The 23,717-nt window shown below is 40.1% G+C and carries 4 protein-coding genes; all 4 read left to right on the forward strand.

The annotated features are described in order from the left end of the window. The 4 genes from IM473_RS12595 to IM473_RS12610 are packed head-to-tail and all read left to right on the forward strand — an operon-like array spanning position 1 to position 23,502. The gene (locus IM473_RS12595) at positions 1-3,318 is read left to right on the forward strand and encodes a non-ribosomal peptide synthetase (RefSeq protein ID WP_287658686.1); all 3,318 of its coding nucleotides are present in this window, start codon (positions 1-3) and stop codon (positions 3,316-3,318) included. After that, positions 3,315-17,375: a non-ribosomal peptide synthase/polyketide synthase gene (locus tag IM473_RS12600; protein ID WP_287658687.1), complete on the forward strand. Its 14,061-nt coding sequence runs from the start codon at positions 3,315-3,317 to the stop codon at positions 17,373-17,375. The genes IM473_RS12595 and IM473_RS12600 overlap by 4 nt, the downstream gene beginning before the upstream one ends. Next, positions 17,372-19,249: a TubC N-terminal docking domain-related protein gene (locus tag IM473_RS12605; protein ID WP_002777035.1), complete on the forward strand. Its 1,878-nt coding sequence runs from the start codon at positions 17,372-17,374 to the stop codon at positions 19,247-19,249. Before IM473_RS12600 ends, IM473_RS12605 begins: the two co-directional genes overlap by 4 nt. Then, positions 19,246-23,502 carry a non-ribosomal peptide synthetase gene (locus tag IM473_RS12610; protein WP_287658689.1) on the forward strand — a complete coding sequence of 1,419 codons (4,257 nt, stop codon included), beginning with the start codon at positions 19,246-19,248 and terminating at the stop codon, positions 23,500-23,502. The genes IM473_RS12605 and IM473_RS12610 overlap by 4 nt, the downstream gene beginning before the upstream one ends. The last annotated feature ends 215 nt before the right edge of the window (positions 23,503-23,717 follow it).

Genomic DNA, 23,717 nt, shown 5'->3' on the forward strand with positions numbered 1-23,717 from the left:
ATGAATAGCACAAATAGACAAAATGTAGCCGATATTTATCCCCTATCGCCGATGCAACAGGGGATGTTGTTTCATAGCTTGTATGAGCCAGATTCAGATGTATATTTCGTCCAATTTAGTTGTAATTTAAAGGGCAATGTCGATACAACAATATTCGAGCAAGCTTGGCAAAGATTAGTAGAAAAGTATGTCGTTTTCCGTACAGCTTTTATTTGGGAATCATTGAGCCAACCTGTACAAGTAGTGTATCGACAAGTAACTGTGAGAGTCGCTACATTTGATTGGCAACATTTAACCGCACAACAGCAAGAACAGGAATTAGCAGTTTTTTTGGAGAGTGATCAGCAAAAATCCCTAGAATTGTCTGAAGCTCCATTAATGCGCCTAAATCTGATCAAGTTGGATAAAAATACCTATCAATTTGTTTGGAGTAGTCATCATTTATTACTTGATGGTTGGTCTTTATCTTTAGTGATTAAAGATTTTTTAAAGATTTATCAAGAAATTTCTCAAAATCAGATTAGCACTGATCAACCTGTTGTCAGCTATCGCCAATATATTGCTTGGCTACAGCAACAGGAACAAAAACCAGCCGAAGAATTTTGGCAACAAAAACTGCAAGGTTTTACTGCTCCTACTCCTTTGGTCATAGAAAGATCAGCGAATTCAAAAAATAGCAACGTCTATAAAAAACAGCAAATTCAGTTCCCCGCTTTAACCACAGCTACCTGCCAATCTTTTGTTAGGAAAAATCGCTTGACACTGAATAATTTAGTGCAAGCAACTTGGGGATTATTGCTATCGCGCTATAGCCAAGAAACAGACATAGTATTTGGTGCGACTGTATCTGGTCGTGAGACATCTATTGCTGGTATTGAAGCAATGGTGGGATTATTTATTAATACCTTGCCCATGCGAATCCAAGTTAAACCAGACACCTCAGCACTGACTTTATTAAAAGATTTACAAGCTCAGTTAGTTGAGTCTAATCAATACTCATATAGTTCATTAGCAGAGATTCAAACTTGGAGTGAAATCCCTAGGGGTGAATCTTTATTTGACAGTATAGTTGTTTTTGAAAATTATCCAGTTGACGCTACTGCGGTCTTAGGTAATGATAGTTTTTATCTGGAAAATATTCAGGTTTCTCAACAAACTAATTATCCTCTAACCCTAATTGCGCTACCTGGGGATCAATTACAGGTGAGAATTAGCTATGATACTAACCGATTTGATGATGGAACAATTACTCGCCTACTGGGGCATTTTCAAACCTTACTGGAGGGAATTGTCGCCAATCCAGAGGCGCGAGTTTCTCAATTACCTCTGCTGACAGAATTTGAGAAAAATCAATTATTAATAGACGGTCATAATCCGCAGGTTGATTACCCAGTTACTAAGTGTCTTCACCAGTTATTTGAAGAGCAGGTAAAACGCACACCCGAAGCGGTAGCAGTTGTATATTCAGATCAACAATTAACCTACAATGAATTAAATAATCGAGCTAATCAGTTAGCGCATTATTTGCAATCTTTGGGAGTAAAACCTGATCAATTAGTGGGTATTTGTCTTGAACGTTCTTTAGAGATGATTGTGGGTTTATTGGGGATATTAAAAGCGGGTGGTGCTTATGTTCCTCTTGACCCAGAATATCCGATTGAACGGTTAAGCTTCATGTTAGAAGATGCTCAATTATCAGTGCTGTTAACGCAACAAAAGTTAGGAGAAACTCTCCCCCAACATCAAGCTTCCATCATTTGCTTAGATAGCGACTGGGAAAAAATTGCTGAAAACAGCCATTCAAATCCAGAAAACACCGTCACTCCAGATAACTTAGCTTATGTTATCTACACTTCCGGTTCCACGGGTAAACCGAAAGGGGTGTTAGTCAATCACTCCAATGTCGTGCGATTATTTGCCGCTACAGATGCTTGGTATAATTTTAGTAGTCAAGATGTTTGGACTCTATTTCATTCCTACGCTTTTGACTTTTCGGTGTGGGAAATGTGGGGAGCTTTGTTATATGGTGGACGCTTGGTAGTTGTACCCTACTTAATAACTCGTTCCCCCGAAGCATTTTATCAGCTATTATGTCAAGAAAAAGTCACAATTCTCAATCAAACTCCTACCGCTTTCCGTCAGTTAATTCAAGCTGAAGAATCCTTAAAAGGAAGTTTTCCCCCCTTATCAAGGGGGGTTAGGGGGGATCGTTCATCGACAACAGATAACGATTTAAGCTTACGTTTGGTTATTTTTGGAGGAGAAGCTTTAGAAATTAACAGTTTACAACCTTGGTTTCAGCGCCATGGCGACCAATGCCCCCAATTAGTTAATATGTACGGAATTACGGAAACTACCGTTCATGTTACCTATCGACCATTAAGTATGACCGACTTGGATAGTACAGCTAGTGTGATTGGTCGTCCCATTCCCGACTTACAAGTATATTTACTAGACCAATATTTACAACTTGTACCGGTTGGTGTACCCGGGGAGATGTATGTGGGGGGTGCCGGAGTAACAAAAGGTTATCTCAATCGTCCTGAATTAACAACAGAAAGGTTTATTTCTAGTCCTTTTGAGAAGGATGAAGTGATCCCCCCAACCCCCCTTAATAAGGGGGGCAATGAGCCGTCAAAATTGTATAAAACGGGAGACTTAGCGCGTTATTTACCTAAGGGAGAGTTAGAATATTTAGGACGCATTGACAATCAAGTTAAGATTCGGGGTTTTCGGATTGAGTTGGGGGAAATCGAAGCATTATTAGCATCTCATCCCCAGATTTGGGAAACAGTAGTAATAGTGAGGGATGATACAACAGGAGATAAACGTCTTGTGGCCTACATTGTGCCACAATCGGAAAAAACGATTACCATTAACGAAATAAGGCAATTTCTGAAAGCTAAATTACCCAGTTACATGATACCTAATGCTTTCGTTATTTTAGATGCCTTACCCCTTACTGCTAATGGAAAAATAGACCGTCGAGCTTTACCCCCATCAGAATCTAGTAGTGAACCATCAGAAAAATATGTTGCTCCGCGTAACCCGATTGAGGATATATTAGTCAATGTTTGGTCAGAAATTCTAAAAGTTGAGAAAGTGGGCATCAATGATAACTTCTTTGAACTGGGAGGACATTCCCTACTAGCCACTAAATTAGTAGCACAGATACGCGATCGCTTGAAAGTTGAACTTCCTTTACGTCAGTTATTCAACTCAGCAACCCTAGCTGAATTAGCCCAAGGGATTGAACAGTTAAAACAGGAAAAATCTGATACCATCGTTCCAACTATTTTACCAAGAAAAAGAAAATGAATTTTGAAGAATTACCCCTATCCTATGCCCAACAGCGTTTATGGTTCCTAGATCAATTAGAACCAAACAGTTCTTTCTATAACGTTCCTCTTGCCTTGCATTTAGCGGGAAATCTCCAGGTAGATGTCCTCGAAAAAAGCCTACAAGAAATTATTCAGCGCCATGAGTCCCTCCGCACAAATTTCGCCACTATTGAGGGAAATCCTGTACAAGTAATTAAACCAGAAAGTAATTGGCAATTAACGCTTGTCAATGGGAAAGACAGCCCAAAATATCGAGAAGAGCAGGAAATAAAAAAATGGCTAGAAATTCGCAGCCATCAACCCTTTGATTTAGCCAATGACTACCTAATTAGAGCCACCCTACTCAAGTTATCAGACACAGAACATTTCTTGCTCATTTGTCTGCACCATATTGTCTCTGATGGTTGGTCAATGGGGGTATTTATTGAGGAATTGACAACCCTTTATAATGCCTATACTAAAGGTTTAGAGCCTCTTTTACCAGAGTTACCGATTCAGTATGCCGACTTTGCAATTTGGCAGAGGGAGTATTTACAGGGAGAAATCCGACAAAATCAGTTAAATTACTGGCAAAAACAGTTAGCAGCAGCACCCGCCTTATTACATCTACCGACAGATCGTCCAAGGCCTCCGGAACAACGTTTTGAGGGAGATCAGATAAATGGTATTCTTTCCCCAGAACTTAGTCAAGACTTAAATAAGCTGAGTCGTGAAAAAGGTGTCACCTTATTTATGACCCTCTTGACCGCATTTAAGGTACTACTCTATCGTTATACGGGACAAGAAGATATTTTAGTCGGTACTCCCATCGCTAACCGTACTCGTAGTGAATTAGCTGGGTTAATCGGCTTTTTTGTCAACACCCTAGTCTTAAGAACAGATTTAGCAGGAAATCCCAGTTTTAGCGAGGCATTAAAACAGGTACGAAAGACGGCAACAGATGCTTACGACCATCAAGATTTACCCTTTGAAATGTTAGTAGAAGCATTACAACCTGAAAGAAATATGAGTTATACTCCTTTATTTCAGGTGATGTTTGGACTAGATAATGAAGTTCTAAATGAAATGGATTTAGAGGGAATAAAAGCCACCCCTCAGCCTTTGGAATTTAAAAAGGCTAAGTTTGATCTAAGTTTGTTTATACAGGTAAAAGAAGCTGGATTGACTGCACATTGGGAATATAATACTGACCTATTTAATGCTGAGACTATTGAGAGAATGAACGGTCATTTTCTGGCTCTACTTGAGGGAATTATTGCTAATCCGAGTGAGCGGATTTCTCAATTACCTTTGTTAACTAAATCTGAACAACAACAGTTATTGATTGACTGGAATAATACTGAGGTAGATTATCCAGTTGATAAGTGTATTCATCAGTTATTTGAGGAGCAGGTTGAACGGACTCCTGATACTGTAGCGGTGATATTTGAAGAGCAAGAATTAACCTATAATGAGTTAAATTGTCGAGCTAATCAGTTAGCGCATTATTTGCAATCTTTAGGTGTTAAACCTGATGAATTAGTGGGGATTTGTGTAGAACGTTCTTTAGAGATGATTGTCGGATTATTGGGGATATTAAAAGCGGGTGGGGCTTATGTTCCTCTTGACCCTGATTATCCGCTTGAACGGATTAGTTTGATGTTAGAAGATGCTGGTTTGAAGGTATTGCTAACTCAACAAAAATTGATTGATAAATTATCTGAATCTCAAGCAAATATAAATATTGTTTGTGTAGACGCTGACTTGCCAGTAATTTCTAAAGAGGAGCAAAAGAATCTAATTACTACCATTAAATCTAGTAACCTAGCTTATGTAATTTACACCTCCGGTTCTACAGGAATACCCAAGGGAGTATTAGTTACCCATCAGGGATTACTAAATCTAGTATTCTGGCATCAAAACACCTTTGAAATTACGAACCTAGACAAAGCTACTCAGTTAGCTGGAACAGGATTTGATGCTGCTGTTTGGGAATTGTGGCCTTATTTAACTGCCGGAGCAAGTATTTATTTAGTCAAACCTGAAATCCTGATATCTCTAGTGGAATTACAAAAATGGTTAGCAGCGAAAAAAATAACCATCAGTTTTCTACCAACACCAATAGCCGAGCAATTATTATCGTTAGAATGGACAGAAATTAATGTTTCTTTGCGAACTATCTTGACAGGGGGAGATAAGCTTAATCAATACCCGTCAAATTTCATTCCTTTTCAGGTGGTAAATAATTATGGTCCCACTGAAAACACAGTCGTTACAACTTCAGGGGTAGTAATTTCTGGAGAAAAGAATAATAGTCTTTCACCCGCCATTGGTCGCCCAATATTTAACACACAAATCTACATTTTAGACTCCAATCTTCAACCAGTACCTGTAGGTATTCCAGGAGAAATACACATCAGTGGAGCAGGATTAGCAAGAGGTTATCTTAACCGTCCAGAATTAACACAAGAAAAATTTATTCCTAATCCTTTTAGTAATTCCCCAGATTCTCGTCTCTATAAAACGGGAGACTTAGCACGTTATTTACCTGACGGTAATCTCGAATATTTAGGACGGATTGACAATCAGGTAAAAATTCGCGGTTTCCGCATTGAATTGGGAGAAATTGAAACTGTTCTTAGTCAGCACAGTGCAGTCAAGACAGCTATTGTTATTGCTCGGGAAGATGAGACAAATCAGAAACGTTTAGTCACCTACATTGTTGCAAAAAAAGAGCAAAATTCCCTTAATATTACTCAACTGCGGCAATTCCTGAAAGCCAAGTTACCAGAGTATATGATTCCTAGTGCTTTTGTTATTTTGGAATCCCTACCCTTAACGCCTAACGGTAAGATTGATCGTCGTGCCTTACCTGCTCCCGAATTCCAAAGCCAAGAGCAGTATATCGCGCCGCGTAACCCGATTGAGGAGATATTATCCTCGATTTGGGTAAAAGTCCTAAAAGTTGCAAAGGTGGGGATTTATGACAACTTCTTTGAGTTAGGTGGACATTCATTATTAGCAACTCAACTGATTTCGCGCATCCGTGAGGCTTTTCAGGTAGAAATGCCCTTACGCGAGTTATTTGTTGCACCGACAATCGCCGAATTGTCCCAAGAAATAAAACGGCTTTCCGAAGGAGAACAACTAACTGAACTGCCGATTTTACCCAGGGACAAAACAGCAGAATTACCCCTATCTTTTGCTCAGACTCGTCTCTGGTTTTTGGCTGAATTTGAGTCGAATAGTTCTTTTTATAATATCCCCCTAGCCTTGCGTTTAGAGGGAAACCTGAACTCAGAAATCTTAATCCAGAGTTTAGAAGAAATTTGCGATCGCCACGAAGCTTTACGCACCAACTTTATTACCGTTGATGGTATCGCTACCCAGGTTATACAAACACGAACCTGGACAGTTACGGTAGTTGATTTACAGCATTTATCTAGCAGTGAAAAAGTAATTGCCTCCCAAGAGTTAACACAAAACCAAGCGATTCAACCCTTTGACTTAGCCGGTGAACCCTTAATCAGAATCACTTTAGTGGTGTTATCTGAAACGGAACATCTCTTATTAGTCTGTATGCACCACATTGTCAGTGATGGCTGGTCAATGGGGGTATTTCTTCAGGAACTAACCGCCCTCTATAATGCCTATATTCAGGGTTTATCTTCGCCTCTAAATCCCCTATCTATCCAGTATGGAGATTTTACCCTTTGGCAAAGACAATGGCTGCAGGGAGAGGTATTGCAACAGCAACTAGACTACTGGCAAAAACAGTTAGCCGGCGCACCGGCCCTCCTATCTTTACCAACAGATAGACCTCGACCCAATCAACAAAGTTTTGCTGGGGGACATTTACCCTTTAGCCTTTCTTGGGAATTAACCGAAAAACTGACCCAATTGACCCAGGAACAGGGTGTCACCTTATTTATGACCCTGTTAACCGCTTATGCTGTCTTACTTTACCGTTATACAGAACAGGAAGACATCTTAATTGGTACTCCCATTGCTAACCGTAATCGCAGTGAAATTGAAGGTTTAATCGGCTTTTTTGTCAATACTTTGGTTCTGCGAATTGACTTGTCAGGTAAGCCCAATTTTAATCAGTTATTGGGTCGAGTACGGGAAATGACAATGGATGCCTATGCTCATCAGGATTTGCCCTTTGAAATGTTAGTAGAAGTCCTACAACCTGAACGAGATTTAAGTCACGCACCTTTATTTCAAGTGGATTTTCTGCTGCAAAATAGTCCCCCGTCTCCCTTAGAACTAACAGGATTAACCGCCACTCCCCTCACCACAGAAAATGACACCGCCAAATTTGATCTAACCCTGGCGATGGAGAATACCGGTGCAGAATTAAAAGGGGTATGGGAATATAATACCGATTTATTTGATCGCAGCACCATTGAGCGATTAACAGGAAATTTCATCACCCTACTAGAAGCATTGGTTGTTAACCCGCAACAGCCAATCTTTCAACTACCACTATTAACTGAAGTCGAGGCAAAAGAATTATTAGAAGAATGGAATGCTACCGAAAAAGCATATCCTTTCCATCAATGTATTCATCAATTATTTGAAGAACAAGCAGCACGAACACCGGCTGCAGTAGCAGTGGTCTTTGAAGGTCAAGAATTAACCTATCAAGAATTAAATATTCAGGCGAATCAATTGGCCCATTATCTCCAATCTTTGGGGGTAAATTCAGAAGTTTTAGTTGGTATTTATTTAGAGCGGTCGCTGTTAGTTATTGTCGGATTATTGGCAGTTCTCAAAGCTGGAGGAGCCTATATACCTTTAGATCCAGATTATCCCCAGCAACGGTTGACTTATATGGCAGAAGATGCCCAAATTTCTCTACTGCTAACTCAAGAAAGTTTACTCGATTCTTTGCCAGTAGAAGATGTGGGGGTAATTGTCTTAGATAAATTAGCCGAAAAATTGACAGTTCAAACACCAGAAAATCCCTTCAGTGAAGTAGCCCCAGAAAATCTACTATGCCTATTATATACATCTGGTTCAACCGGTAAACCTAAAGGAGTGATGTTAACTCACGCAGCCTTAGTTAATCATAGTTGGGGCATTAGTGAAGTATTCGGTTTGACAGAATTTGATCGCGTTTTACAGTTTGCTTCCTTTGGTTTTGATGTCGCTGCGGAAGAAATTTTCCCCACTTGGTTAAAAGGTGGCACAGTGGTCTTAAGACCAGGGCAAATGTTCCCAACTTTGACTGATTTTGCCGATTTTATCGAACAAGAAAGCCTCACCGTTTTAAATATTACCCCTGCCTATTGGCATGAATGGGCGCTCGCCGTTTCCCAATCATTAGCTACTGTACCATCCAGTCTGCGGGTCGTCGCCGTGGGAGGGGATGCAGTGTTACCAGAAACCGTCAATATTTGGCGACAAATGGTCGGAAAACGGGTTGAATGTATTAATGTATATGGACCTACAGAAGCGTCTGTAACCGCCATAGTTCATGACTTGCTAGATTATCAGTCAGAAAAAATCAATTCAGTGCTGATTGGTCGTCCCATTGCTAACACAAAAGCATATATCTTGGATCAAAATCTGCAACCTGTACCCATTGGAGTTAAGGGAGAATTGCATTTATGCGGTGTTCGTTTAGCGCGGGGTTATCTGAATCGTCCCGAATTGACTGCTGAAAAATTTATTAACAATCCCTTTGCTCATTCACCGTTCAATCGTTTGTATAAAACGGGAGATTTAGCGCGTTATTTACCCGATGGTAATATTGAATGTTTTGGCCGGATTGACAATCAGGTTAAAATTCGCGGATTCCGTATTGAGTTAGGAGAAATTGAAGCGGTACTTAACCAAAATATTGATGTACAAACATCTTGTGTGATTATTCGCGAAGATACTCCGGGGGATAAATATTTAGTCGCCTACATAGTAGCTCATTACGAACGGATACCGATGATTAGTGAACTGCGTCAGTTTCTGTCCAGTAAATTGCCTCTGTATATGGTTCCTCAAGCTTTCGTTTTTCTGGAATCTTTACCCCTTACTACTAATCGTAAGGTAGATCGTCGCGCTTTACCCGCACCAGATAAGATAGGGAATCGCCGGGATCAATATGTAGCACCACGCAATGGAATTGAAGAGATGTTGGTGCAAATTTGGACAGAAATACTCAAAGTAGAGCAAGTGGGAATTTATGATAATTTCTTTGAAATTGGCGGCCATTCTCTCCTCGCAACTCAATTAGTCTCTCGGATTCGGAGTTTATTTAAAATAGAACTGCCTTTGCGGAGTTTATTTGCAGCAGCTACGGTGGCCGAATTAGCGCATCTCATTGGACAATTACAGCAGCAAAATCTCACGCTAACAGTACCCCCCATTTTACCGAGAACTAAGGATACAGAACTACCTCTATCTTTTGCTCAACAGCGTTTATGGTTTTTAGATCAATTGCAACCAAATAGCGCTTTATACAATATACCGATGGTGTTGCATTTCCGAGGCAACCTCAATCAAAAGGCCTTAGAACAAAGTTTACGAGAAATCTGTGATCGCCATGAAGTATTACGGACTAATTTGGTCACGATTGATGGACAACCGACTCAGATTATTCAAACAACAAGGGAGACAATATCGGTCGTTGATTTACAAGATTTACCCATCCATGAACAAGAAGAAAAAACACAGCAATTAAAGCAAAAACAAGCCACTCAACCCTTTAATTTAGCCAAAGAATCCTTAATCAGAATCACTTTAGTGGTGCTATCTGAGACGGAACATCTCTTGTTAGTGTGTATGCACCACATTATTAGTGATGGTTGGTCAATCGAAGTATTTATTCACGAATTGACCAGCTTATATAATGCTTATGTGCAGAATCAACCCGCAAATTTAGCTCCCTTACCGATTCAGTATGGAGATTTTGCAGTTTGGCAAAAACAATGGTTACAAGGGGATGTCCTGCAAACTCAATTAAATTACTGGCAAAATCAACTAGCAAATGCACCTTCTTTATTATCTCTTCCCACAGACCACCCTCGACCTGCGGTGCAAAGCTTTGTCGGTACTCAGCAAGAATTTTCCCTTTCCCCCAAACTTAGCCAAGTTTTGAATGAATTGAGTCGCCAACAAGGGGTGACATTATTTATGACGCTGTTGGCTGCTTTTGATGCTTTACTGTATCGTTATACAGGGTCAAGTGATATTTTAGTAGGAACTCCCATCGCTAATCGTAATCGCGGTGAAATTGAGGGTTTAATCGGCTTCTTTGTTAATACTTTAGTGATGCGGACGGATTTATCAGACAATCCGAGTTTTAGTCAGTTATTAACCCGGGTTCGGGAAGTGACAATGGATGCTTACGCGCACCAAGACTTACCCTTTGAAATGTTAGTCGAAGCGTTGCAACCGGAACGGGATTTGAGCCATACTCCCCTATTTCAAGTAGCTTTTGTCCTGCAAAATACACCTAAGTCTGAGATTGCAATGACGGGATTAACGGTGACAGATTTGCCACCGGAAAATACCACAGCTAAGTTTGATTTAACCTTAGCTATGGTTAACACCGATGATGGCTTAAAAGGTGTCTGGGAATATAATACTGATTTGTTTGAGAGTAGCACTATTGAGCGACTATCAGGGCATTTTCTCAACTTATTAGGGGGAATTGCGGCTAATCCTCAAGCGCGGATTTCCCAATTACCCTTACTGACAGAAAGTGAGACTAATCAGTTATTAATTGAGTGGAACAATACTCAAGTTTACTATCCTGAGTATAAGTGTATTCATCAGTTATTTGAGGAACAGGTAAAACGCACACCCGACGCGGTAGCGGTGGTCTGTTCCCAGCAACAATTAACCTACAATGAGTTAAATTGTCGTGCTAATCAATTAGCTCATTATCTGCAAAAATTAGGAGTAAAACCAGATGAATTAGTGGGGATTTGTCTAGAACGTTCCTTAGACATGATTGTGGGATTATTGGGGATATTAAAAGCGGGTGGTGCTTATGTACCTCTCGACCCAGATTATCCCAGTGAACGGCTACAATTTGCCATCGCTGATGCTCAACTGTCATTATTGCTAACTCAAGAGGGATTAATCGATAAATTACCCGAACATCAAGCGCGGCTAATCTTGTTAGACAGATTCACAGAAGAAATTAACCAAAACAGCCAAGATAACCTAACAGGAGTAGTAACAGCCAATAATTTAGCTAATCTCATTTATACCTCTGGTTCTACAGGAAAACCTAAAGGGGTAATGGTGGAACATCGGGGACTATTTAACCTAGCTCAAGCGCAAATTAAAACGTTTAACTTACAGTCAAACTCTCGCCTTCTCCAGTTTGCTTCCCTCAATTTTGATGCTTCTATCTGGGAAATTATCATGGCCATAGGATCGGGTGCAACCCTTTATTTAGACACCAAAGACGCTTTAATGCCTGGGTTGCCATTAATGGGGCGATTAAAAGATTATGGTATTACTCATGTTACTTTACCCCCCTCAGCCTTAGCGGCTTTGCCACTAGAAGAAATACCAGAGTTACAAACTATTATTGTGGGGGGAGAAGCTTGTTCAGAAGAATTGATCAAACAATGGGCTACGGGTAGAAATTTCTTTAATGCTTATGGACCGACAGAAACCAGCGTTTGTGCCACGGTAGAAAAATGGACAGATGCGACGGAAAAAATCACTATTGGTCGTCCCATTGCTAACACCCAAATTTATATCTTAGACTCCCATTTACAACCTGTCCCGATTGGTGTTCCGGGAGAATTACATATTGGTGGTATGGGATTAGCGCGGGGTTATCTCAATCGTCCCGAATTAACCCAAGAAAAATTTATTCCTAATCCTTTTGAGAAGGATGAAGTGATCCCCCCAACCCCCCTTAATAAGGGGGGCAATGAGCCGTCAAAATTATATAAAACGGGAGACTTAGCCCGTTATTTACCCGATGGTAAAATCGAATATTTAGGACGCATTGACAATCAAGTAAAACTTCGCGGCTTCCGTATTGAATTAGGAGAAATTGAGGCCTTACTCAACCAAAATGAGGCGGTACAGTCTTCTTGTGTGATTGTTCGTGAAGATAATCTAGGGGATAAACGCTTAGTTGCTTACGTTGTACCGCAACCCGAAATCAACCTGACAATTAACGAAATACGGCAATTTTTGCGAGCAAAATTACCCGACTATATGGTTCCTACTGCGTTTGTCCTTCTTGATGCTTTCCCCTTAACTCCCAATGGCAAAATCGACCGCCGTGCTTTACCTGTTCCCGATTTCCAAAGCAAAGGTGAATATATAGCTCCCCGTAACCCCATTGAAGAAAAAATGGCGCAGATTTGGGCTGAGGTACTGAAATTAGAACGAGTCAGTATTGAGGATAATTTCTTTGAATTAGGGGGACATTCTCTGTTGGCAACTCAAGTTATTTCTCGATTACAGGAAACCTTTGAGATTGTTTTACCCTTGCGTTATCTGTTTGAATCCCCAACCATTGCTCAGTTAAGTGCGGTAATTTTAAAAGAACTGCAAACAGGTTTAGGGTTAAAGCTACCATCAATTGTCCCCGTTAATCGAGAGGATGATATTCCCCTATCCTGGGCACAGGAACGTCTCTGGTTTGTGAATCAATTAGAAGGAGAAAGTGGGGCTTATACTATTGATTTAACGATGCGTTTGCAGGGAAATCTCAATGTTAAAGCCTTAGAAAAAGCTTTCCAGGCAATTATTCAACGCCATGAACCCCTACGGACTCAATTTAAACTCAAAGATAATCAACCAATACAAGCGATAGATCCTAATGTAACCTTCACCTTACCAGTTGTCAATCTGCAAAACCTCAGTCATTCTGAGCAACAGGTAAAAAACCTGTTATTAGCAGCAGCCTCCGAACCCTTTGATCTCGAATCAGGGTCAGTATTACGAGTCAAATTATGGCAAGTCAAGACAGAGGAATATGTACTATTATTAGCCATTCATCATATTGCGGCGGATGGTTGGTCAATAGGTGTTTTAATCGACGAATTATCAGTCTATTATCGAAGTTTCTGCACCGGGACAAAAGCAGATTTACCTGATTTATCGATACAGTATGCTGACTTTGCCTTGTGGCAGCGTCAATGGTTAACCAATGAAGTATTAGACCGTCAATTAAGCTACTGGAAGCAACAATTAACCGGGGTTCCCCTACTACACCAACTTCCCACAGACCGTCCCCGGCCAGCAATCCAAAGTTTTCGCGGTGGGACGGAGCGACTGCAACTAGATAGTCAACTAACGCAACAACTGAAAAAACTCAGTCAAGAGTCCGGTAGCACTCTCTTTATGACATTACTAGCGGGTTTTGCTGTGTTACTATCTCGTTATAGTCAACAAACAGATGTGGTAATTGGTTCACCAATTGCTAACCGTAACCGCACCGAAATTGAAGGGTTAATCGGCTTTTTTGTCAATAGTTTAGTGTTAAGATTTGATTTATCTCAAGACCCGACCTTTGAGGATTTTCTCGCGCAGGTCAGACAAACTACTCAAGATGCTTACGACCATCAAGATTTACCCTTCGAGATGTTAGTCGAAAAATTACAAATTGAGCGTCATTTAGATCGTAATCCTTTAACACAGATAGTTTTTGCCCTTCAGAATGCTCCTAGTTCTCCCTGGGATTTACCCGGAGTAAAGATTGAGGAGATACCATCGGGATTTGATTCAGTTAGGGTTGACCTAGAACTTTACCTCTGGGATACACCGGAAGGATTAGGCGGTTTTTGCTCTTATAACAGGGATTTATTTGCTGCTGAAACTATTGTCCGCCTGATGAATCATTTTAAGACTTTGTTAGCGGCAATTGTGGAAAATCCCCGTCAATCAGTAGCTTCACTACCCTTATTAAACCCAGAGGAAGAGTATCAACTATTAGAGGAGTGGAATGAGACAAAAGCTGATTACTCCTATAACAAGTGTATTCATCAATTGATCGAGGAACAAGCAGCGCGTACCCCTGATGCAGTAGCAGTAGTCTTTGAAAATCAACAGTTGACCTATGCAGAATTAAATAGTCGGGCCAATCAACTAGCTCACTATTTACGCTCTTTAGGTGTAGAAACCGAGGTAATAGTCGGTTTATGTGTAGAGCGCTCTTTAGACATGATTGTGGCATTAATAGGCATCCTTAAAGCCGGTGCTGCCTATCTACCCCTTGACCCGGAATATCCTCAAGAACGCTTACAATTTATGTTAGAGGATAGTCAAGTACCCTTATTACTAACCCAAAGTTTACTGATTGATAAACTCCCAAATCATCGAGGCAAAACCATCTTTTTAGCTGAAACTTGGGAAGAAATTAAACCAATGAACCGGGATAATTTGACAGGGAAAGTGACAGCTTCTAATTTAGCTAATGTGATTTATACTTCTGGTTCTACGGGTAAACCTAAAGGGGTGATGGTTGAGCATCAAGGGTTATGTAACTTAGCTTTGGCGCAAATTCAGACTTTTGCTGTGTCTTCTCAGAGTCGAGTGCTTCAATTTGCTTCTTTTAGTTTTGATGCCTGTATTTCAGAAGTTTTGATGGCTTTGGGAGCAGGCGCTGCACTTTATTTGGCAAGTAAAGACAATTTAATGCCCGGCCTACCCTTAATCAAGCAATTACGAGATAATAAGATTACTCATATTACTCTACCGCCATCAGCTTTAGCGGTTCTGTCTTGGGAAAATCTTTCCTCTCTGCAAACTATTATTGTCGCCGGGGAAGCTTGTTCTCCTGAATTGGTGAAAAAATGGTCCCAGGGACGAAATTTCTTTAATGGTTATGGACCCACAGAAGGAAGTGTTTGTGCAACGGTAGCTAAATGTACGCCTTTTGACACAAAAATAACTATTGGTCGGCGAATTCCTCATGTCCAAGTTTATATTTTAGACTCGCATTTACAACCGGTTCCTATCGGTGTACCCGGGGAATTACACATCGGAGGAGCAGGGGTGGCCAGAGGTTATTTGAATCGCCCAGAATTGACACAAGAGAAATTTATCTATTTAGAAAATAAGGAACAGTTAAAAGGCAAACGTTTGTATAAAACAGGAGATTTAGCTCGTTATTTACCTGATGGAAGAATTGAATATCTGGGACGAATTGACAATCAGGTTAAAGTAAGGGGTTTCCGTCTCGAATTAGGGGAAATTGAAGCAGTTTTGAGCCAACATCCCCTAGTACAAGAAGCGGTTGTGATAGCTCGCGCTGATCAGGCAAGTGATCATGATCAGGACCAGCTTAATACTAATTTAGTAGCCTACTTGGTTCCGGCTCTCAAGGATCAAGTATTGCCTGAACAGCTTGCTCAATGGCAGAGTGAATATGTTAGTGATTGGCAAAAAATTTACGAAGAATCCTACAGTAAACCCCAACCTCAAACCGAGGATCCCACTTTTAATATTAGTGGTTGGAATAGTAGTTATACGCGACAAGCTATTCCCGCAGCAGAAATGCGGGAATGGGTTGATCAGACAGTGAGCCGAATTTTAGGAAATCAACCACCGCAACGAGTGTTAGAAATTGGTTGCGGAAGTGGCTTATTGCTATTCCGTGTGGCGAAACATTGTCAGGAATATTGGGGAGCCGATTATTCCGCTGCTACTATTAATAACCTCGAACATTTATGCAGCACAATTGAGGGTTTAGAGGGCAAAGTAAAATTATTACACCGAACAGCCGATGATTTTACTGGCATTCCCCAAGCTACTTTTGATCGAGTAGTAATTAACTCTGTGGTTCAGTATTTTCCTAGTGTCGATTATCTATTACAAGTTATCGCAGGAGCAGTCAAGACGATTGCGGATCAGGGTAAGATTTTCCTAGGTGATATCCGTAATTTGTCCTTACTAGAGCCTTACCATGCCGCGGTACAGTTAGCTCGCGCTGAAGCTAATAAAACCCTTGAAGAATGGCAAAAACAGGTGAATCAAAGTGTAGCTACCGAAGAAGAATTGTTAATTGCACCTCAGTTCTTTATCGCGCTTAAACAACGTTTTCCGCGAATTTCTTGGGTAGAAATTGCACCGAAACGGGGTCAGGCTGACAATGAGTTAACCCAATTCCGCTATGATGTTACTTTACATCTGGATACTGATGGGCAAAAAACCGCAATTCCTTGGCTAAATTGGCAGCGGGATCGGTTTTCTTTAGGGCAACTACAAGATAAACTGAAACTGGAACAACCAGAATATTTAGCTATCAGGGATGTACCCAATCAACGATTACAAGAAGCACTACAAATTTTAGACTGTTTAGAAAATCCTCCGGGGGTAAAAACGGTGGGAGAATTGCGGCAATTGTTAGGAAAAAATAGTGGGATAGGGATTAATCCTGAGCAAATGTGGCAACTGGGAGAACAGTTAGGTTACACTGTTCATCTCAGTTGGTGGAAAGGTAGTCAAGATGGTTCTTTTGATGTGGTTTTCTGTCGCCAGAATGCCATCTTAGAACCGATAATAAGTAAAGTTGATGAAAAACTATACCCCAATTTTTGGGATGATGGGACGATTATTCCCAAATCCTGGACTGATTATACGAATAATCCCCTATACGGTAAATTAGTCCAGAAGTTGGTGCCACAGGTGCGGGAATTTGTCCAACAAAAGCTACCTAGTTATATGGTTCCTCAGGCTTTTGTTTTGCTTAATACCCTACCTTTGACTCCTAATGGTAAAGTAGATCGGCGAGCTTTGCCTACACCTGATCTAGCTACGCGCAATTTGGCTACGGGATTTCTAGCACCTCGTACCGCGATTGAAACTCAAATGTCTCAAATTTGGAGTGAAGTTTTGGGAGTCGAACGTATTGGAATTAAGGATAATTTCTTTGAATTGGGAGGACATTCTTTGTTAGCAACTCAGGTTATCTCCCGTTCCCGCGATCTTTTCTCGGTGGAATTGTCTTTACAAAATCTGCTGGAATACCCAACTATCGCTAATTTAGCCGAAATCATTGAAGTTCTTACCGTTGCACCGGGAGAAACATCTATGACTGAAACCTTAGAAGATTATGAGGAAGGAGAACTATGAAAACAGTTGAATTTTTAGCTTATCTCAACAGTTTACAAATTAATCTATGGGTTGAAAATGATAAACTACGCTATCGTTCACCCCAAGGAGTAATGACCCCAGAATTATTGGGAAAGTTAAAAGAGCGGAAAGAGCAATTAATTGCTTTATTGCGCCAAAAAGCTGAGGATTTAAGTGAAGCAGAAGTTTATGATGTCGTCATTTGTGGCGGTGGATTAGCTGGTTTAACCTTAGCAAGACAGTTAAAACTGCAAAAGCCGAATATTTCTGTCATTGTTCTCGATAAAATAGCTCGTCCTTTACCAGAAGCCAGTTTTAAAGTGGGAGAGTCAACAGTTGAAGTGGGTGCTTTCTATTTAGCCAATACGCTTCAATTAACAGATTACCTTGAAAAGCAACATTTAGTTAAACTAGGATTGCGATATTTCTTTAACAATAGTGCTACTCATTTTCAAGATAGACCCGAACTAGGTTTATCAGAGTTTCATCTTCCTAATTCCTATCAAATTGATCGGGGTAAATTAGAGAATGATTTACGCGCCTTTAATCTCGAAGCAGGAGTAGAATTACGCGAAAATTGTTCAGTTAATGAGATTGAACTCGCCGTTGGGTTACAGCAACATCATAAAGTTGTTTATACTCAAGAAAAAGGAAATCATAAAAAAACTAAACTCATTCAAGCTAGATGGGTGGTTGATGCAATGAGTCGCCGTCGTTTTCTGCAAAAAAAATTAGGCTTAGATAAACCTAATAATGCTCAATTTGGTGCTGTTTGGTTTCGGATTGAGGGTCGCTTTGATATCAGCGATTTTGTCCCTAGTAGTGAAGAAAAATGGCATAATCGTGTTCCCAATAAAAACCGTTACTATTCTACCAATCATTTATGCGGTGAAGGTTACTGGGTTTGGACAATTCCTCTATCCACAGGTCATACCAGTATTGGTATTGTCGCTCGCCAAGATATTCATCCTTTAAAGAATTATTATAACTACGAACTGGCTTACCAATGGTTACAGAAAAATGAGCCGACTTTGGCTTTTCACTTAGCCGATAAAAAACCGGAAGACTTTAGGAAAATGCCCAAATATAGCTACTCATCTAAACAAGTATTTTCCTACAATCGTTGGGCTTGTGTCGGTGAAGCAGGGACATTTCCCGATCCTTTTTATTCTCCAGGTACCGATAATATTGGCTTTGGTAATTCCTTAACAACTCAGTTGATTACCCTTGATCTAGAAGGTAAACTGACGCAGGAAAAAGTCAAAGATGCAAATTGCTTTTATCTAAGCTATAGCGATGGAGTAACCTTGAATATTCAAAACGCCTACAATTGTCTGGGTAATGGCATGGTGATGGCAACAAAATTTATCTGGGATACGTTGTCAGGCTGGACATTTAGTGGTTTGATGATGTTTAATTCTATCTACCTTGACCAAGAATTTAGAACGAAAGTTCAACAGATCAATAGCAAATTTTTCCCCCTTTCCTATCGAATGCAGCAGTTATTTAAGGATTGGGCGAATCAATCTTTACATCGGGTTAATTTTGAATTTATTGACTATTTAGCAATTCCTTTTGTCGAGGAACTGCGATCACGAAATTTAAGATACAACCAAACCGAGTCAGAAATCATTGAAAACTATCTCAGTAGCTTAAAATTGTTAGAGGAGGTAGCTCAAGTTATGTTTCACCTAGCTCTAGAAGATACTATGCCAGAAATGTTACCAAAAGTTAGCTCTAATTCTTGGTTAAATGCCTGGGCAATTAGTCTAAATGCTAGTAAATGGGAATCTGATGGACTTTTTGCTCCTAAGAGTGAACCTCGTAATTTAGACCTAATTAAACAACAACTTTGGGAGGCAATTGGTAAGTGAAAGTAGGAGAATTTTTAGCCTATTTAAAGGGTTTAGACATTAAACTATGGCTGGAAGGCGAAAAACTTCGTTTTCAGGCTCCCAAAGGGGTTATGACCCCAGAAATTAAAGAAGAAATCGCTGCCAAAAAACCTGAAATTTTGGACTTTTTAAGAGCGGCAAAAATCCCAACTAATACTGTTGATTTAGAGATTATTTCTGTGTCACGGTATCAGGATTTACCCCTCTCTTTTGCTCAACAACGACTCTGGTTTCTGCATCAACTTTCTCCCGATAGTCATTCCTATAATCTGTTGGAAGCTTTGCGGTTAGAAGGCTCCCTCAATCTGTTGGCTTTAGAACAAAGTCTCAGTGAACTGATTCGCCGTCACGAAATTTTAAGAACCACTTTTCCCATGGTAGAAGGGCAACCAATTCAGCGGATTGCTCCCCCTTCACCCGTCAGTTTACCCCTTCAAGATTTACAAAATTTATCAAAGAATGAACAAACAGAACATCTGCAAGAAATAGCGATTGCTTTCTCCTTAAAACCCTTTAATCTAGCCAAGGAATCATTAGTCCAATTTAAGTTACTTAAACTGGGTTCTCAAGAGTATGTATTGCTGTTGAAGATGCACCATATTATTTACGATGGTTGGTCTTTGAGCATCTTCTTTGATGAATTATCTCAACTTTATGCGGCCTTTGTCCAGGGTTTGCCTTCCCCTCTCGCTAAATTATCGATTCAATACGCCGATTTTGCCGTATGGCAACGTCAATGGCTCACCGGTGAAGTTTTGGAGCGTCAACTTAATTACTGGCAAAAACAGTTACAAGATGCACCTACTATTTTAGAATTGCCGACGGATTATCCCCGTCCTCCAATTCCTAGTTTCCGGGGTGATGGGCAAGTTTTTCGCCTGAATCAAGACTTAACACAACGCCTCAAACGGTTAAGTCAGGAGTCAGGAGCAACACTATTTATGACTTTACTGGCGGCTTTTTTTGTCCTAATTTCTCGTTATAGTGGTCAATCAGATGTTTTGGTAGGTTCTCCCATCGCTAATCGTAATAGTTCGGCAATTGAGAAATTAATGGGCTTTTTTGCGAATACTTTGGCTTTAAGGGGTGATATGTCGGGAAATCCGAGTTTTCTGGAGTTATTAGAACGAGTAAAGCAAACAACTTTATCAGCTTATGCTCATCAAGATTTGCCTTTTGAAATGTTAGTAGAAAAATTACAATTAAACCGAGATTTAAGTCACAATCCTTTGATACAGGTAATGTTCTCACTGCAAAATACTCCCCAATCTGAGGCCAGTTTATCTGGCTTAAAGATGGAGAGTTTGCCTTTATCTGTTGAGCTTAAAGCGCGATTTGATTTAGAGGTAAATTTTTGGGAAGTTTCTGATCGTTTAGAAGCGGTTTGGTGTTATAGTACGGATTTGTTTGCTGCCCCCACTATTAACCAAATGGGGCAACATTTTCAGAATCTCTTAACTGCGATTGCAGCTAATCCCAATATGGGAATTTTTCAGTTATCGATGTTAAGTGATGAAGAACGTTATCAATTGTTATCATTGTGGAACGAAACTCACACAGATTATCCCTCTGATAAATGTATTCATCAATTATTTGAAGAACAGGTAAAACGCACACCCGATGCGGTAGCAGTGGTATGTTCAGAGCAAAAATTAACCTACAATGAATTAAATTGTCGAGCCAATCAATTAGCCCATTATCTGCGAAAATTAGGAGTAAAACCAGATGAATTAGTGGGGATTTGTCTAGAGCGTTCCTTAGACATGATTGTGGGATTATTGGCTATTCTTAAAGTCGGTGGAGCTTATGTTCCTATTGACCCAGATTATCCCCAAGAACGCATTAGCTTTATGCTCCAAGATACCCAGGTTAAAATACTGTTAACCTGCGAATCTTTACAGAATTCCTTGCCAAATCATCAGACTATTGTTATCTGTTTAGATAAAGATTGGCAACAAATTAATCAAGCAAGTCAGGAGAATCTGAACAGCACAGTTTCTGCGGATAATTTAGCCTACGTTATTTATACTTCTGGTTCTACAGGTAAACCTAAAGGCGTTGGGGTTATTCATCGTAGCGTTAACCGTCTTTTGTTTGGCGTAAATTACGCACATCTGGATGCAACACAAAGATTTTTACAAATGGCTCCCATTGCTTTTGACGCTTCTACCTTTGAGATTTGGGGTGCTTTATTACATGGTGCGAGATGTGTGATTTTTACGGAAGATATTCCTACCGCTACAAGTTTAAGAAATGCAATAGACAAACATGGCATTACTATTTTATGGCTAACGGCTGCTTTGTTCAATAAGATTATTGACGATAATTCCCAAGCTTTATCAGGAATTAAACAGCTACTAATTGGTGGAGAAGCACTTTCAGTTGCTCATGTTCATAAAGCACTGGAAACTTTGCCATTGACGCAAATTATTAATGGATATGGACCAACAGAAAGTACAACTTTTACCTGTTGCTATCCTATTCCTAAACAACTAGAGGCAACAATAAAGTCAATTCCCATTGGTTGTCCAATCTCCAACACACAGGTTTACATTTTAGATAACTATCTCCAACCTGTCCCGATTGGTGTAGTAGGAGAATTACATATTGCTGGTGCAGGATTAGCCAAAGGTTATCTTAACCGTCCCGAATTAACCCAAGAAAAATTTATCCCTAATCCTTTTGAGAAGGATGAAGTGATCCCCCCAACCCCCCTTAATAAGGGGGGCAATGAGCCGTCAAAATTATATAAAACGGGAGACTTGGCCCGTTATTTACCCGATGGTAATATTGAATATGTAGGACGGATTGACAATCAAGTAAAAATTCGCGGCTTCCGTATTGAATTGGGAGAAATTGAGGCTGTACTTAGTCAAAATCAGGCGGTACAGTCTTCTTGTGTGATTGTTCGTGAAGACAATCCGGGGGAAAAACAATTAGTTGCCTATATTGTACCTAAGCTAGGAGTAAAGCTAACAAGTGGCGATTTGCGTCAATTTCTTAGCCATAAATTGCCCGGTTATATGGTTCCTGGTGCTTTTGTGCTGCTGGAGTTTTTCCCTTTAACAGCTAACGGAAAAATTGATCGCCGTGCGTTAAAAGCTCCTAGTAACCCCAGTGATTCAGACAGATTTATTGAAGCGCGTAATCAGTTAGAATTAAACCTAGTACAAATCTGGTCAAAAGTGCTAAAAATTGACAAAGTTAGCGTGCAGGATAACTTTTTTGATCTCGGTGGTCATTCCCTGTTGGCTCCTTATTTAATAACTCAAATTAAAGAACAGTTGGGCAAAGAAATTGCCGTAACAACACTGTTTCAAAACCCAACTATTGAACAGTTAGCGACTATTATTAAAACCAGGTTAGATCCATCTAATCAGTCTTGTTTGGTTCCCATTCAACCCCAGGGTTCAAAGCCTCCTTTCTTCTGTGTTCCAGGCGCCGGGGGACGACCATTTTATTTTTACCATTTAGGACGTTGTTTAGGAAAAGATCAACCTTTCTACAGTTTTGAAAATGATCTCTATCAACAGTTTGGAGAAATCACTCGCATTGAGGATATAGCCAGTATTTATCTTCAAGCCATGCAAGATTTACAACCCCAAGGACCCTACTTTTTGGGAGGACATTCCTACGGTGGTAATGTGGCTTTTGAAATGGCTCAACAGTTGGTTAATCAGGGTCAACAAGTGGCATTACTAGCAATCATTGATTCTTCAGCACCCACTTATAAAGACAAACAAATTTTGCTTGATTATATTAATTGGGATCATGCGCGATGGTTAGCTGAAGTCAGCAAAGGTATCGAAGTTTATTTAGATAAAACCATCGATATTTCCTATGAAACTCTTCAACTCTTAACAGTGGAGGAACAATTAAAATACGCCTTAAACTTTTTTAAACTGGCTAATATGCTTCCTCCCAATGCGGAAACTAGGCAGCTTGAAAAAATTGTCCAAGCCTATAAAACTAGCTGTTTATGTCTGATTGATTATCTCCCTAAACAGATTTATCCTGGTAAAATTACGATTATACGGGCTGGGGAGGAATTAGCTGATGATCCAAATAAAGATTTAATAGCTGGAGATTGCGAGGATTCCTCTTTAGGCTGGAGTGAATTTTCTACAGAGCCAGTTGAGATTCATTTCGTCCTAGGAAATCATGTCTCGATTATGGTGGAACCCCATGTCCAGATTTTAGCCGAAGAGTTAAAAGTTTGCCTTGAGATTTGATACCAAACCCGTTTTTAAGACTATGGTTAACTCCCAATTCAACTTGAAAAACCCAGTTATCAATTGTTTCTCCCCAATCTCATCTATCTTTTCAACAGGATTTAATCTAAGAACTGACGATTTTCTACAAGTTGTGTGAACGGTAAGACTAATGTAAAATGCTGCAAGGCATCTGATTGCTAGACAGCCGATTTGTATTCTTTTGCCTTACCATG

Origin of the sequence: Microcystis sp. M015S2 (assembly GCF_020245945.1) — a bacterium.
In the GTDB taxonomy this organism is placed as follows: domain Bacteria; phylum Cyanobacteriota; class Cyanobacteriia; order Cyanobacteriales; family Microcystaceae; genus Microcystis.

Bases quoted from the DNA above. Each gene is read 5' to 3' on its own strand.
- IM473_RS12595 (WP_287658686.1), top strand. From the start codon at position 1: ATGAATAGCACAAATAGACAAAATGTAGCCGATATTTATCCCCTATCG.
- IM473_RS12600 (WP_287658687.1), top strand. From the start codon at position 3,315: ATGAATTTTGAAGAATTACCCCTATCCTATGCCCAACAGCGTTTATGG.
- IM473_RS12605 (WP_002777035.1), top strand. From the start codon at position 17,372: ATGAAAACAGTTGAATTTTTAGCTTATCTCAACAGTTTACAAATTAAT.